Genomic DNA, 15,132 nt, shown 5'->3' with positions numbered 1-15,132 from the left:
CCCGAGGGCCGTCGGTCAAGCCGCGACGCCGAGCTTCTTCTGCAGGCTCGTCGAGGACGTGGTGTATTGGAAGAGCAGCTTCTTCTCGGGATACACGTAGCGGTGCACCTTCTGGGCCGCCAGCGCACCCTCGTGGAAGCCGGAGAGAATGAGCTTCAGCTTGCCCGGATAGGTGTTGATGTCGCCGATCGCGAAGATGCCGGGAACGTTGGTCTCGAACTTCTCCGTATCGACCGGGACCAGGTTCTCATGGAGGTTCAGGCCCCAATCGGCGATGGGGCCGAGCTTCATGGTGAGGCCGAAGAAGGGCAGCATCACGTCGCAATCCACCCTGAGCTCGGAGCCGTCGTCCTTGCGGATCACCGCGCCTTCGAGCACCGGCGCGTCGCCCTTCAGGGCGCTCACCTGGCCGAGATGCAGGTCCATGTCGCCGGACGCCACGAGGGAGCGCATCTTCTCCACCGTATGCGGGGCGGCCCGGAAGGCGTCGCGGCGGTGGAGGAGGGTGAGGCGCTTGGCGATGGGCTGCAGGTTCACGGTCCAGTCGAGGGCGGAATCGCCGCCGCCGACGATCAGCACCTTCTTGTTCCGGAACATCTCCATCTTGCGCACGGCATAGTAGACGCCGGTCCCCTCGTAGGACTCGATGCCGTCGATCGGCGGCTTCTTGGGCTGGAACGAGCCGCCGCCCGCCGCGATGATGACGGCCTTGCACTCGAAGGTCGTGCCGTTCTCCGAGGTCTTCACGCGAAAGCGCGGCGCTTCCGGCGTGCCGATGGATTCCAGGCTCTCCACCATTTCGTTGAGATGGAAGGTCGGGTGGAACGGCTCGATCTGCGCCATGAGGTTGTCGACGAGGCCCTGGCCCGTGACCATGGGAAAGCCGGGAATGTCGTAGATCGGCTTCTCCGGATAGAGCTCGGCGCATTGGCCGCCGACCTTCGGCAGGATGTCGATCAGGTGACATTTGATATCGAGGAGGCCCAGCTCGAACACGGCGAACAGGCCCACGGGCCCGGCACCGATGATGACGACGTCCGTTTCGATATGGTCGGTCATGAACAGGCTCCTTCGAGAGACCGCTTCCGAAAAGCACGGTCTTCAGGGTCTTGGCAATGCGGCAGGCTGAGCGGATGAACATCCGGCGGATCCTCATCCGCTCAGCCGGGCTTACGTGGCGCATTTCGGGCGGCGAACCGGTGCCCGCCTGGCCTGAAATGCGGTCGACGATCAGTTCCCCCGACGATCAGTTCCCCGTGGGGGCGAGAGTGACCTCCAGGCCGTCGAGCTCGGGGGTCCAGATGATCTGGCAGGACAGGCGGGAATTAGGCTTCGTGACCACCGTGTCGAGCTGATCCTCCTCCTCCTCGGTGGGCGGATAGAGCTTGTCCAGCCATGGCTCGTCCACGAAGACGTGGCAGGTGGCGCACTCGCAGGCCCCGCCGCACAGACCTTCGATGGGCAGGCCCCAATCCCGGATGATCTCCATCACCCGCCAGCCCTCGATGGCCTCGAGGGTATGGCGCTGGCCGGCCCGGTCGGTCACATGGATGACGCCCATGAAGCGGGAGTTCCTTCGCGTAAAGTCGGGGAAAAGGCGCGGGAGCCCGCGCCGGTTGGGCTGGATATCGACCTTTCGGCCCGTCGCGTCAATGGCTTAGGGCCTCGATTGTCGGCTGAAACGAAGCGGCTTCAGACCCCGAGCGTCTCCGCTCTCAGGGCCTCGTCGGCGATCAGCTCGGCCATGTCGCCCTGGAAGCGCATTTCCCCGCGCTCGATCACCATGGCCCGGTCGCTGATCCCGGCGGCAAAGGCCCAGTTCTGCTCGGACAGAAGCACGGCCACGCCCTCGGCCTTCATGGTCCGGATCGCCTCGGCCATCATCTGAACGATCACGGGTGCGATCCCCTCTGACGGCTCGTCCAGGAGAATGGCGTCCGGGTTGCCCATCAGGGTGCGGGCAATGGCCAGCATCTGCTGCTCTCCCCCGGACATCTGGTTGCCGCGCCGCCCGCGCATCTCGGCGAGATTGGGGAAAAGCCTGAAAAGCCGCTCCGGCGTCCAGGGCGAGCGGCCGGAGCCCGTCTCCTTCCGGCCCGCCTCCAGGTTTTCCTCCACGGTCAGGTCCGTGAAGATGCGCCTGTCCTCGGGCACATAGCCGAGGCCCAGGCGGGCGATCCTGTAGGTCGGCAGATGCGAGAGCGAGTGTCCCTTGAAGCTTGCTTGCTGAGCGGTCGCGGGCACGAGGCCCATGATGGCCTTCAAGGTGGTGGTCTTCCCGGCGCCGTTGCGGCCGATCAGCGCCAGGACCTCGCCCGGATGCAGCCGGAACGTCAGGCCGAACAGCACCTGGGCACGGCCGTACGATGCGGTGAGATTCCAGATTTCCAGAAGCGGCTCGCTCATGCGGGGTTCAATCCTTTCGGCCGTTCCAGCGCATGCGCGTCGCCGAGATAGGCGCGCCGCACGTCCGGGTTCCGCCGGATGTCCTCCGGCGATCCCGTGGCGACGATCTGGCCGCGCACGAGCACGATCACGCGCTCCGCATGGCCGAACACCACGTCCATGTCGTGTTCCGTGAAGAGGACGCCGATGCCTGCCGCGTCCGCAACGGAGGCGGTGAGATCCATGAGGTCGGCTCTTTCGCGCGCCGCCATGCCGGCCGTGGGTTCGTCCATGAGCAGCAGTTTCGGCTTACCGGCCAGGGCTACGGCAAGCTCCACGCGCTTCACGTCGCCATAGGCCAGGGCGGAGCAGGGGCGATCCGCGATCTCGGCCATGCCGACCTGCGCCAGCAGGGTCACGGCCTCCTCGCGGTATCGGTCGCGGGCCGGAGCCCACAGCGCCTCGCTTTCACGGCGGTGGCTGATAAGCGCCATCTGGACGTTTTCCGCCACGCTCATGGACAGGAAGGTCTGCGCAACCTGGAAGGTGCGTCCGACGCCGAGCCTGAAGCGTTTCTGCGGCGAGGCGGCGGTGATGTTCTGGCCGTCGAGCATCACGGCGCCCCGGTCGGGGCGCAGTTGCCCGCCGACCATGTTGAAGACGGTCGACTTTCCGGCTCCGTTGGGGCCGATGATGGCGAGCATCTCGCCGCGTTCGAGCGTGAAGCTCACATCCCTCGCGGCCGCCACGCCGCCGAAGGACTTGCCCAAATGCTGGACGGACAGGAGCGTCATGCCGGCTCCTCCCCCCATGCGCGAAGGGTGCCCACGATGCCGCGCGGGAAAACGAGCACGATCGCGATGATGCTCAAGCCGAGAAACAGGCGCCAGAGGGTCGTGAGCGGCATGATCTGGTCGCGCAGCACGTGCAGAACGCCTGCGCCGACGAGCGGGCCCGAGATCGTCTGGATGCCGCCGATGAGCAGCATGGTCAGCGCATCGACCGACGTGGGAATGCCGAGCAGCGTCGGATCCACCGAGCCGCGCGAGAATGCGTAGATCCCGCCGGCAAGGCCTGCGGCCGCGCCCGCGAGGGTGAAGGCGAGCCAACGATGACCTCGGATGTTGAGCCCGATGGCCTCGGCACGCGCCTCGGAGTCGCGCGCGGCGCGCAGCGCATAGCCGAAGGGAGCGTTGATGATGCGCGTCAGCAAGAGGGCCACGACGGTCGTGAGAGCGAGCGTGAAGAGATAATAGGCTGTCTGACCGCTCGCCCAGGCGGAAGGCCAGACTCCGACGATGCCGTTGTCGCCTCCGGTCACATCGACCCATTGGAAGGCAACGGCAAAGACGATCTGCGCGGCGGCAAGCGTCATCATGGCGAGATAGATGCCGGACAACCGCACGACGAACGCGCCGATGACGGCTGCGCCGAGAGCCGCAAGCAGCAGACCCGCAGGCAGCGCCGCCTCCATGGGAAAGACAAACCATTTCACGGCGAGCGCGGCGCCATATGCGCCCAGGCCGAAGAATGCCGCATGGCCGAAGCTCACGAGACCGCCGACCCCGATGAGAAGCTGCAGGCTGAAGGCGAAAAGTGCGAATATCAGGATCTCGGTGGCGACCTTCAGCACATAGGCGTCGCCGATCAGGGGGAGGGCCGCGAGAATGCCGATGGCGCCGATGGCTGCCGGTATGGCGTAAGGCGGCCGCTCGCGGCTTGCGATGCCGACAGCATGCGTGCCGCCGATCATCTCGGGACGGCCGAAGAATCCGTAGGGGCGGACCGCGAGAACGACCGCCATGAGCAGGAACACCACGACGAGCGTGCTCTTGGGAAAGATCAGGATGCCGAAGGCCTGCAATTGGCCGATGACGAGCGCCGCCAGGAATGCGCCCGGCACGCTGCCCATGCCGCCGACGACGGTGACCACGAAGGCTTCCGCGATGATCGAAAGGTCCATGCCCGCATGAGCCGACACGCGCGGAATCTGCAATGCGCCGCCCAGCCCCGCCAGGAATGCGCCGAGAAAGAGCGTGCCGGTGAAAAGCAGCGCCTGGTTCACGCCGAGGGCCGCGATCATCTCGCGATCCTGCGTGGCCGCCCGCACCAGGACGCCGAAGCGCGTCCTGCGCAGCAGAAACCAGATCAGGCCGAGCACGACGGGGCCGGCTGCGATCAGCACGAGCTCATAGGACGGAAATCGCCGGCCGAGGATCTCGACCGGGGCGCGAAGGCCCGGCGCCCGCGGGCCGAGGATGTCCTCGGGGCCGAACATCAGGATCGTGACGTCCTGCACCACGAGCACGACACCGAAGGTGGCGAGCAGCTGGAAGAGTTCCGGCGCGCCATAGATCCGGCGCAGGAGCAGCACTTCGATCAGCACGCCGATCAGCCCGACGACGATGGCGGAGGCCAGGATTCCGGTCCAGAAGGCAACGGGCCCGAAGGAGAGTTCGAGCAGCCGCGGCACGAGCGTCGCGGCCGTGTAGGCGCCGATCATATAGAGCGAGCCATGCGCGAAATTCACGATTCGCGTGACGCCGAAAACGATCGTGAGGCCGCAGGCGGTGATGAAGAGGGACGATGCGCTCGACAGCCCGTTGAGAGCCTGAATGGCGAGGAAGGAAGGGTCCATGTCCTACTCTCTCAACGGGTGCCGTTCATGCGCTCTGGCGTCAATCCGTCAGTCCTTCCGGACGGCCTTCACCTCGGCTTCGCTCGGCATGAAGGACGTACCGTCCTGGTAGGTCCAATCCGTCATCCCGCCATTCGCGCCTTTGAGCACGAGCTTGCCGACCCAGGCGCCCATGGAGGCCTGATGGTCGATTCCGCGCATGGTGACGGGACCGATGACGGTGTCGAATTTCGCATCTTCGAGCGCTTTGATCATGGCGTCGGTTTCGACCGAGCCCGCGCGCTCGATGGTGTCGCGGATCATGTGGACCACCATGTAGCCCAGGAGCGAGCCGAGGCGCGGCGTGTCCTTGAATTTCGCCCGATAGGCATCGACGAACGCCTTGTGCCTGGGATCGGTGACCTCGTCCCAGGGATAGCCGGTGACCGTCCATCCTTCCGGAACCTCGTCCTTCAGCGGCAGCAGCCATTCGGGCTCGCCGGTGAGGAGCGAGAGCACCGTCGCGCCTTCGAAAAGACCACGGGTATTGCCCTCGCGCACGAACTGCGTGAGGTCCGGGCCAAAGAGCACGTTGAAGATGCCGTCGGGCTTGGCCTGCTCCAGTGCCGAGACGGTGGAGCCCGCCTCGATCTTTCCGAGCGCCGGATATTGCTCGGCGACGATCTCGGCCCCCGGCACACGCTCCTTGATGAGGCGCTTGAACACTTCCGCCGCCGATTGGCCATATTCGTAGTTCGGCGCGACGATGGCCCAGCGCTTCGCGCCGGACGCCTTCGCGCGGTCCACCAGCATGCCGACCTGCATGTAGTTGCTGGGGCGGATGCGGAAGGTGTAGCGGTTGCCCTGCGCCATGGTGATGGCATCGGTCAGCGGCTCGGCGGCGATGTAGAGGATCTTCTTCTGGTTGGCGTAATCCGCCATGGCGATGCCGACATTCGACTGGAAGGATCCGAACAGCAGGGACACGCCCTCGCGGCTGACCAGTTCGTCGGCGACGCGGGTGGCATCGCCCGTGGTCGCTCCGTCGTCGCGGGAGACGATTTCGAGCTTGCGGCCGAGCACGCCGCCCTTGGCGTTGATCTCGTCCAGCGCCATCTGCCACCCGTTGCGGTAAGGCACCGTGAAGGCGGCCCAGCGGGCATAGGAGTTGAGCTCGCCGAGCTTGATGGGGGCCGGCTGTGCCTGGACCGCCGGGCCGGAGAGCGCGAGCGCCAGTCCAAGGGTCAGCCAGCGGGTCATCGATGCCTTCGTCATTGTGCGGTTCCTGTCTTGAGGATCGGCCTGGATGTAGGGTCTTTCGCTACCCTAAGAAAGGCCAAACTGCCAAGGTTCCCGGATTCATACCTTGCATGTTCCTGGAGAGGAATGACACATTCTCTGTCCCGTTCCTCAAATGCCGTGATGCTATGCTTCTCGATGCCGATCCCGCCCGCGCCTTCATGCCTTACCCGGCCGTCCCCGTGCCTCAGGCGGAGCGTGGCTCCCTGTCCGGGCTGACCTTTGCGGCCAAGGACCTGTTCGATGTGGCAGGCTATCCGACCGGCTGCGGGTCTCCCCACATGCTGGCGATGTCGGGTATCAAGACCCGCACCGCGCCGACCGTGCAGAGGCTCCTCGACGCGGGGGCGCGCCTCGTGGGCAAGACGATCACGGATGAACTCGCCTTCTCCATGAGCGGCAAGAACGCTCATTTCGGGACGCCCGTGAACGGCGGCGCACCCGAGCGCATCCCCGGCGGGTCGTCTTCGGGTTCGGCGGCCGCCGTCTCCAACGGCCTTTGCGATTTCGCCCTCGGGACGGATACGGGCGGTTCCGTGCGCGCTCCGGCGAGCCATTGCGGCCTCTTCGGAATCCGCCCGACCCATGGCCGGGTGAGTCTGGAACTCTGTCACGATCTCGCCCCGTCCTTCGATACGTGCGGATATTTCACCCGCGACGGTGCCACCTTCGTGCGGGTCGGCGAAGTTCTGCTCGGCCCCGACAGCAATCCGCTCTCCTCCGCCCCTGCCGTTCTTCTGGCGAAGGATGCGTTCGCTCTTCTCGGCCAGGACGTGAAGGATGCCCTGGCTCCGGCCGTTCATCAGGTCGAAGCGGTGCTCGGCGCGCCCGAGGCCGTGACCGTCGCCACCGAGGGGTTCACCTCCCTGTACTGGACCATGCGCTACATCCAGAGCCGGGAGGCCTGGGGCGTCGATGGACCCATGATCGAGCGCTATCATCCGCCCCTGGGACCGGGCGTCGCCGACCGGTTCGAGTTCTCGAAGGCCGTCACCGATTCGCAGGTGACCGAAGCTCAGGTGATCCGCAGCGCCTTCCGGGCCCGCTTCAATGCCCTCCTGGCACAGAATACGGTGCTCGTCCTGCCGACCATGCCGGATGTGGCGCCGCTCCTCTCCGAGAGCGACGACGCGCTCAACGACTACCGCAACAAGGCGCTGAACCTGCTCTGCCTGTCGGTGCTCTCCGGCCTGCCGCAGGTGTCGATTCCGCTCGCCTCCCGGCAGGGGGCGCCGCTCGGGCTGTCTCTCATGGGGCCGGCCGGTTCCGACCTGAGCCTCGTGAGCCTGGCGCGCCGGATCGCGGACGGAGCGTTCGCATGATTGAACCGGGCCTGCCTTGTCCTCGTTACCGACAGGCGTCGGTGCCGGCTGGCAGGCCGATCTGAAGAAGGGGACATCATGACCAATCCCATCGTCCACCCTCACATGCCGCATGTGGCGGTCGCCAGCGCCTGCCTGCTCGGCGAAGGGCCCGTGTGGGACGATCGCTCGAACACCCTGTTCTGGGTCGACATCAAGAACCCGGCCGTCTGGCGCTACCACCCGGAGACGAACGAGCATTCATGCGTCGCGGCCCCCGAACGCATCGGCTTCATCGCGTTGACGCCCGACCCCGATGTGGTGATCGCAGGCTTCAAATCGGGGCTCGGACGCTTCAATCTGAAGACGAGGGAGGCCGAGCCCGTCATCGCGCCCGAGAAGGACAAGCCGGGCAATCGCATCAACGACGGCTATGTGGGACCGGACGGGGCGATCTATTTCGGCACCATGCACGACGACGAGGCGGATGCGAGCGGCTCGTTCTGGCGCTGGGACGGCAAGGAGCTCACTGAATTCCAGTCCGGCTTCACCGTCACCAACGGCCCCGCCTTCAGCCAGGACGGGCAGACGCTGTACGCCACCGACACGGTCAACGGCATGATCTATGCCTACGACGTCAATGACGGCCGGGTCGGCGGGCAGCGGCGATTCGTGCATTTCGAGGAAGGGTGGGGTCATCCGGACGGCATGGCCGTGGACGCGGAAGGCTATGTGTGGGTCTGTCACTGGGGCGGCTCGCGCATCACGCGCTTCGCGCCCGATGGATCGGTCGAGCGCACCGTGCCGGTGCCGACCGCCCAGGTGACCAAATGCGCTTTCGGCGGTCCTGATCTGACCGCGCTCTACATCACCACGGCTTCCGTCGGGCACGATCCTCACATGGACCCCATGGCGGGCCATCTCTTCAGGGTCGAGACCGGCGGCATCCGCGGGCTGAAGGCCAACATTTTCCAGGGGTGAGATCATGGCGATCGAACGGTTCGGGTCTGCGGAGGGAGAGGACGTTCTGCAGATCACGCTGACCGGTCCCGACGGAGTCGAAATGCGGGTGCTGACCTGGGGCGCCGTGATCCGCGACCTCGTCGTGCCCGCCCCGAATGGGCCGCAGAGCGTGCTGCTGGGATTGAACAGCATCGAGGACTACATCGCCCATTCACCCTATTTCGGCGCCATCGTCGGCCGATATGCAAACCGCATCGGGAAAGCGCGGTTCACCCTGGGGGACCGGACGTACAGGCTCAACGCCAACGAGGGCGTCAATCAGCTCCATGGCGGCGTCATGGGCTTCGGAACGCGGCTCTGGAGCATCATCGAGCAGAGACCGTCCAGCGTCACCTTGAGCCTCGTTTCCGAGGACGGAGATATGGGCTATCCCGGACGTCTCGTCGCCACCTGCACCTACAGCCTTCTGGCTCCATCGACGGTGAGGATCGAACTCACGGCCATCACCGACCTGCCGACCCCGGTCAATCTCACCACGCACGGCTATTTCAATCTCGACGGCAGCGCCGACATTCTGTCCCATCATCTGATGATCGCGGCCGACTACATCACGCCGACGCATCCGGATCTCATCCCGACCGGAGAGGTCAGGCGCGTGGCGGATACGCCCTACGACTTCACGGCATCAAGACCGATCGGCGCGGCGGAGTTCATGCCGGAACCGACGCTCTACGACACGAATTTCGTGTTGCGCGGCCCTTATGGAGTACTCCGTCAGGCGGCGACGCTCGCCTCCTTGAGAAACGGCCTGAAAATGGAGCTCTGGACGACGGAGCCCGGCCTGCAGTTCTATGACGGACATCTGATCAGGATCCCGGTTCCGGGCCTGAACGGCGCGCCATACCGGCCTCACGCGGGTCTTTGCCTGGAGCCGCAGAGATTTCCCGACAGCCCCAATAATGCCCATTTTCCATCGTCAATTCTGGAGCCGGGGCAGGTTTCAAACCAGGTCAGCGAGTTGAGGTTTTCAAGCTAAGGGGGAACCTCACTCGGTGTCGGCCGTTTTTCCCTGCGGCGTTGCGTACAAGAAAAACACCAACCAAGAAGGGAATGCTCCCAATGCCTGTGCTCGATGCGAAAGCCCTCGAAAACGATCCTCAAGGAATGGCTTTCCTCTTGAGCGTATTGCGTCCGGCGCCCGTCGCCCCGACGGAACCGAGGGAAGCTGCTCCGTCGAGACGCCTCCCCCAGAATGTCCGAATGCATTTCCGCCTGTCCAGCCGGCCGAAGCAGTTTATGCCCGATCTGGTCTAAGCAGGCGCCCGGCCTGCCTGCCCGTCCCGATCTAAGCCGCCAGTCCGCGCCAGTCCGCGCTTGCCCAAGAGCGCGTCTGCGGTCGGCAGACGTCCCCGGAATGCCGTGTAGGCTTCGGCCGGATCGCGAAGATTTCCGGCGGAATAGATGAAGCGTTTGAGCTTCTCGGCCATTTCCTCGTTGAAGGCGTCTCCGGTCTCCTCGAACGCCATGAAGGCATCCGCGTCCAGCACCTCCGACCAGAGATAGCTGTAATAGCCCGAGGAATAGCCGTCGCCCGAGAACACATGGGTGAAATGAGGTGTGCGATGGCGCATGATGATCTCGCGCGGCATGCCGATCCTGTCCAGCGTGTCCTTCTCGAAGGCGCCGACGTCGAGATCCGTCACGTCCTTGCGGCGATGCAGCTCGAGATCGACGAAGGCGGATGCCAGGTATTCCACCGTCGCGAAGCCCTGATTGAAGTTTCTCGCCGCCATCAGGCGCTCAAGCAGCTCCTCCGGCATCGGCTCGCCCGTCCGGTAATGAGTGGCGTAGCCGCGAAGGATCTCGGGCTGCGACAGCCAATGCTCGAAGAGCTGCGACGGCAGCTCCACGAAATCCGTCGAAACGGACGTGCCCGCGAGAAGCGGATACGTCACGTTCGAGAGAAGCCCGTGCAGGCCGTGACCGAATTCATGGAAGAGCGTGCGCGCATCGTCGAAGCTGAGCAGGGACGGCTCGCCCGCTCCGCCTTTCGCGAAGTTCATCACGTTCACGATGATGGGCCGCACGTCGCCCGTGAGCCTCTCCTGCGAGCGGAAGGCGCTCATCCAGGCGCCGCTGCGCTTGGATGAGCGCGCGAAGTAATCGCCGATGAAGGTGCCGATAGGGGCGCCGGCGGCATCGAGCACCTGCCAGGCGCGGATATCGGGATGGTATTTCGGGAAATCCTCCAATTCCCGGAAGCTCAGGCCGAAGAGCCGGTGCGCCGTCTCGAAGGCGGCTTCGATGATCCGGTCGAGCCGGAAATACGGCTTGATCGTCGCCTCGTCGAGATTGTGACGGGCCATCCGCACCTGATCCGCATAGAAGCGCCAATCCCAGGGCTCGATCACGATATTGTCACCCTGAGCCTGGGCGAGCGCCTGCAGATCGTCCCGCTCGGCCTCCGCACGGGCGCGGGCGGGGTTCCAGACATCGTTCAGAAGCGTCAGCACCGCGTCCGGAGCCTTCGCCATGGTGTCGGACAGCTTGAAATCGGCGAAGGTCTTGTAACCCAGCAGCCTCGCGCGCTCGACGCGAAGCGCCGCCATCTCGGCGATGATCGCCTTGTTGTCCGTCGGGCCGTCGTTGTCGCCGCGCGACGCCCAGGCCTTGAAGGCCTGCTCGCGCAGATCGCGTCTCCCGGAAAACTGCAGAAACGGCTCGATGCTGGAGCGTGAGAGGGTGATGACGTGCTTGCCTTTCAGGCCGCGCTCTTCCGCAGCCTGTGCCGCCGCTTCCCGCAGAAAGGAGGGAAGACCTGCGAGATCCTCTTCGCCCTCCAGCACGAGCTGATAGGACTTCTCGTCGGCGAGCACATTCTGGGAGAATTGCGTGCCGAGGCTCGCGAGGCGCTCCGTGATGGCGGCGAGGCGCTTCTTCTCGTCGGGGCCGAGCTTGGCCCCGGCCCGCACGAAGATCGTATGATAGCGGTCGAGCACCCGCGCCTGCTCCGCGCTCAGGCCGAGGGTCTCGCGCTGCTCATAGAGGGCCGCGACGCGTTTGTAGAGCGCCTCGTTCATGAAGATGCTGTTGCGGTGCTTGGCAAGAACCGGCGCCATCTCGCGCTCGACGGCCTGGATCGCTTCGTTCGTATGGGAGCCTGCGAGATTGAAGAACACGCCTCCCACCCGCTTGAGCGTCGCGCCGCTACGCTCCAGGGCCTCGATCGTGTTGACGAAGGTGGGAGCTGCCGCGCTCTCGGCGATGGCCGCGATCTCGGTCTGCTGTTCGGCCAGGGCCTGATCGAAGGCCGGTCTGTAATGCTCAGGCGCAATGCTTTCGAAGGGGGGAATGCCGAAGGGAGTCTTCCAGGTGGCAAGGAGAGGATTGCCCGGGAGGTTCGCGCTGGATGCCATCGTTGAGGTGCTCCGCCTGATCGTTTTGTGTTTCAAGTCTTAGAGCATCGGCCGCAAAAGTGGGAGCCGGTTTTGCGTCCGATGCGGCAACGAGGGGCTCAGCCGCCTATCGGAAGAGGTGAGATGTCGGCGCCGGTCAGATAGCGGCGCAGAAAGGCAAGCGCCCTGTGCATGGCATCCTTCTCGGCGGCGCCTCGGAAGCCATGGCCCTGGCCGGGATAGACCTTCACCTCGTGCGGCACGTTCTGCCGCCGAAGCAGCGCCTCCACTGCGTAAGCGTTCGCCACGGGAACGATCGGGTCGGCCGAGCCGTGCAGGACGAGCGTCGGGGGAAGGCGCGGGGTGGTGGCGATGGCGCCCTGAGGCAGGGGCCCGAAGTAGTTGACGAGGGTCTTGACCCGACTGTCCGTCGAGGAGACCGCAAGGCCGAGGGCCGCGCCGAGCGAAATGCCGATGATCCCGATCCGGCTCGCATCCGCACCGGGATAAATCGACGCGAAGGTCAGCGCATCCTCCACCGTGTCCATCCAGGGCTTGAAGTTCTGGAACAGGGTGGCGAAGGAGGCCCGCTTCTCGCCGGTGCGGTCAAGGTAGTGGACGAGATGGACCTGATAACCTGATGCGGCGACGCCTCGTGCGCCTTCGCGGTATTGAGCGTTGTAGCTCAAGCCGTCCGCGCCATGCAGCATCAGCACGGCAGGCTGCTGCCCCGCTTTCGAGGTTTGAAACGTGTCCACGGCAATGGCCTTGCCGCCGCTGGTGAAGGTGCTGCGCTTTTCCTGAACGGGCATCGGGCGGGATGAATCCTGTTGGGCGTGAAGAAGGGAAGGGGAGGCGGCGAGCGCTGCGCCGGCCAGAAGGCTGCGTCTCGTGAGCGGCATGGGAACTGGACTTCGGGACTGGACTTCGGGGCTGGACTTCGGGGCTGGACTTCGGGATTGGGCTTCGTGGGAATGAACCGGGATCACCCTCAAGATGGGAGCGGGGCGCGGCGGTTGCAGATGGCAAAAGGTCCCAGCTTTTCGGGAATTTCCCCTTTACGGCAACGGCCAAGGATCGTTTTGCCGATTCCGCACGTTGTTTGCTGACCGGCGAGATTGTCTCGCGGCCAGCAGAGATCTTGAAACGATGCGCCCTGCCTCCGCCCCAGTGCCGCCACCTCCCGATCAGGAAATCGAGCCCCCGGGCGTCCCGGGGCTCTCCGGACTGATGACTCTGGCCGTGGGCGTCGTCGTCCTGGCAGGACTTTACGTGGGCCGTGAGGTCTTCCTGCCGGTGGTGCTCGCCATCCTGCTTGCCTTCGTGCTCGCTCCTTTCGTCGATCTGATGCGGCGCTGGCATCTGGGGCGCGTGCCGTCCGTCATCATTGCCGTCCTCGTGGCCATCGGAATCATTGCCTCCATCGCCGGCGTGATCGGCTTTCAGCTCGCCGGTCTCGCGTCGGACCTGCCGCGCTACCAGACCACGATCGAGAGAAAGATCGGCTCGTTGCGGGAGGGGAGCCTGGGCAAGCTGCCGAACCTGCTCCGCGACTTCGGCCGCCGGTTCGACAGGGCCGTCGGCGACCAGCAGGAAGCGGGAGCCCCGTCATCGCCCGGCACGTCCGCGCCTCCGGCCGAGGAACCGAAGCCGATGCCCGTCGAGGTTCATCAGCCGGAGCCGACACCGCTTCAGGTTGCCCGCGACCTCCTGCTGCCCCTGCTCAAGCCTTTCGCAACCATGGGCATCGTCTTCGTGGCCCTCGTCTTCATCCTCATGCAGCGGGAAGATCTGCGCGACCGCATGATCCGTCTTTTCGGATCGAGCGATCTGCACCGGACGACGGTCGCCATGGACGACGGCGCGCGACGTCTCAGCCGCTATTTCCTCACGCAGCTCGCGTTGAATGCCACCTTCGGCCTGGTCGCGGGTATCGGCTTGTGGGTCATCGGAGTGCCGAGCCCCGCATTGTGGGGCGTCTTCGCCGCGTTGATGCGTTTCGTTCCCTATATCGGCTCGTTCCTTGCGGCGGCGCCGCCGATCCTGCTTGCGGCCGCCGTCGATCCCGGCTGGTCGATGGCGATCATGGCGGCGGCGCTGTTCGTGGTCGGCGAACCGCTCATGGGGCAGGTGGTGGAGCCTATCGTCTACGGGCAGAGCACCGGCCTTTCGCCCTTCTCGGTCGTCATCTCGGCCATCTTCTGGACCTGGATCTGGGGGCCTGTCGGGCTGCTGATCGCAACGCCGCTCACGTTGTGCCTCGTTGTGCTCGGGCGTCATGTGGAGCGGCTCGAGTTCCTCGATGTGCTGCTCGGCGACAGGCCCGCTTTGACGCCCGCGGAAAACCTCTACCAGCGCATGCTCGCGGGCGATCCCGACGAGGCGCTGGACTCGGCAGAGGTTCTCCTGAAGGAGCGTTCGCTCACGTCCTATTACGACGAGGTCGCGCTCAGAGGCTTGCAGCTTGCCGCCAACGATGCCACGCGCGGCGTGCTCACTCATCGACAGCTCGAGCAGGTGCGGGCGGTCGTCAAGGCGCTCGTGCAGGATCTCGGCGGCCATGAGGACATCGAGCCTCCACCGCACGAGACCCGGGATGAGCCGGTTGCCTCTCCGCAGAGCGAGAAGCCGGTCATCAGGGAGCCCGCCGTCATGGGGGAGATGCCCCATGAGGACAGGATCGGCGCAGAATGGAAAGCGGAAGGGGCCGTCATGTGCATCGCAGGACGCGGCCCTCTCGATGAGGCAGCCTCCGAGATGCTGGCCCAGCTTTTGAACAAGCATGGGCTCGGGAGCCGTCTCGTGCCGCACGAAGCCGTCTCACGCTCGGGGATCTATCGGCTCGATATGACGGGCGTTCAGATGATCTGCATCAGCTATCTGGAAATCCGCGGTACGCCTGCGCATCTGCGCTATCTTCTGAGGCGCTTGAGGCGGCAGGCGCCAAAGGCGCCCATTCTCGTGGGGCTGTGGCCCGCAGAGGACGCGGTGTTGAAGAGCGAGTCCATGCGCGCGGTGCTGGGTGCGGATTACTACGTTTCCGCGATGCGCGATGCGGTGGTTCAATGCCTGAAGGTCGCCACCGGCGAGGAGGAGCTTCCGCAGACCGTCACGACCGGCAAGGCCGCGACCGAGGCAGCGGCAGGAAAGCGCCTGCCGCTGCCTGCCTGAC

12 protein-coding genes are annotated in these 15,132 nt (G+C 65.2%); 4 read left to right on the top strand and 8 right to left on the bottom strand.

The features are described from left to right. Positions 1-15 precede the first annotated feature (15 nt). The 6 genes from RE429_RS19110 to RE429_RS19085 all read right to left on the bottom strand — a co-directional run bounded on the left by RE429_RS19110 (position 16) and on the right by RE429_RS19085 (position 6,277). Positions 16-1,059 (bottom strand): NAD(P)/FAD-dependent oxidoreductase, encoded by a 1,044-nt coding sequence (locus RE429_RS19110; RefSeq protein WP_414472248.1) that lies wholly within the window; start codon positions 1,057-1,059, stop codon positions 16-18. Between the two features lie 187 nt (positions 1,060-1,246). Beyond that, positions 1,247-1,561, bottom strand: a complete 315-nt coding sequence (locus tag RE429_RS19105; RefSeq protein WP_414472247.1) for a 2Fe-2S iron-sulfur cluster-binding protein — start codon at positions 1,559-1,561, stop codon at positions 1,247-1,249. 131 nt (positions 1,562-1,692) lie between these two features. Next, positions 1,693-2,406: an ABC transporter ATP-binding protein gene (locus RE429_RS19100; protein ID WP_414472246.1), complete on the bottom strand. Its 714-nt coding sequence runs from the start codon at positions 2,404-2,406 to the stop codon at positions 1,693-1,695. Continuing rightward, positions 2,403-3,179, bottom strand: coding sequence for an ABC transporter ATP-binding protein (locus RE429_RS19095; protein WP_414472245.1), 777 nt, complete (start codon positions 3,177-3,179; stop codon positions 2,403-2,405). The genes RE429_RS19100 and RE429_RS19095 overlap by 4 nt, the downstream gene beginning before the upstream one ends. Continuing rightward, entirely contained in the window at positions 3,176-5,023 is a 1,848-nt protein-coding gene (locus RE429_RS19090; RefSeq protein WP_414472244.1) for an ABC transporter permease, read from the bottom strand. Before RE429_RS19090 ends, RE429_RS19095 begins: the two co-directional genes overlap by 4 nt. A 48-nt stretch (positions 5,024-5,071) precedes the next feature. Beyond that, the gene (locus tag RE429_RS19085) at positions 5,072-6,277 is read right to left on the bottom strand and encodes an ABC transporter substrate-binding protein (protein WP_414472243.1); all 1,206 of its coding nucleotides are present in this window, start codon (positions 6,275-6,277) and stop codon (positions 5,072-5,074) included. 152 nt (positions 6,278-6,429) lie between these two features. Here RE429_RS19085 and RE429_RS19080 point away from each other — a divergent pair, with 152 nt between their 5' ends. The 3 genes from RE429_RS19080 (at position 6,430) to RE429_RS19070 (ending at position 9,601) form a co-directional block, all read left to right on the top strand. Next, positions 6,430-7,623: an amidase gene (locus RE429_RS19080; protein ID WP_414472242.1), complete on the top strand. Its 1,194-nt coding sequence runs from the start codon at positions 6,430-6,432 to the stop codon at positions 7,621-7,623. 78 nt (positions 7,624-7,701) lie between these two features. Then, positions 7,702-8,583 carry an SMP-30/gluconolactonase/LRE family protein gene (locus RE429_RS19075; RefSeq protein ID WP_414472241.1) on the top strand — a complete coding sequence of 294 codons (882 nt, stop codon included), beginning with the start codon at positions 7,702-7,704 and terminating at the stop codon, positions 8,581-8,583. A gap of 4 nt (positions 8,584-8,587) precedes the next feature. Next, positions 8,588-9,601 (top strand): aldose epimerase family protein, encoded by a 1,014-nt coding sequence (locus RE429_RS19070; protein ID WP_414472240.1) that lies wholly within the window; start codon positions 8,588-8,590, stop codon positions 9,599-9,601. Positions 9,602-9,875: 274 nt separating this feature from the next. On the opposite strand, the gene RE429_RS19065 is transcribed toward RE429_RS19070, so the two are convergent. Both RE429_RS19065 and RE429_RS19060 read right to left on the bottom strand, forming a co-directional pair. Further along, positions 9,876-11,981 (bottom strand): M3 family metallopeptidase, encoded by a 2,106-nt coding sequence (locus tag RE429_RS19065; protein WP_414472239.1) that lies wholly within the window; start codon positions 11,979-11,981, stop codon positions 9,876-9,878. A 98-nt stretch (positions 11,982-12,079) separates the two neighbouring features. Continuing rightward, complete coding sequence (locus RE429_RS19060) at positions 12,080-12,862, bottom strand: dienelactone hydrolase family protein (protein WP_414472238.1); 783 nt, start codon at positions 12,860-12,862, stop codon at positions 12,080-12,082. 247 nt (positions 12,863-13,109) lie between these two features. On the opposite strand from RE429_RS19060, the gene RE429_RS19055 reads away from it, so the two are divergent. Continuing rightward, positions 13,110-15,131, top strand: coding sequence for an AI-2E family transporter (locus RE429_RS19055; RefSeq protein ID WP_414472237.1), 2,022 nt, complete (start codon positions 13,110-13,112; stop codon positions 15,129-15,131). The last annotated feature ends 1 nt before the right edge of the window (position 15,132 follow it).

Source organism: Microvirga sp. M2, from assembly GCF_047497095.1.
GTDB lineage: Bacteria > Pseudomonadota > Alphaproteobacteria > Rhizobiales > Beijerinckiaceae > Microvirga.
The sequence above is the reverse complement of the archived record's forward strand: the minus strand, read 5'-3'. Positions and strand labels throughout refer to the sequence as shown.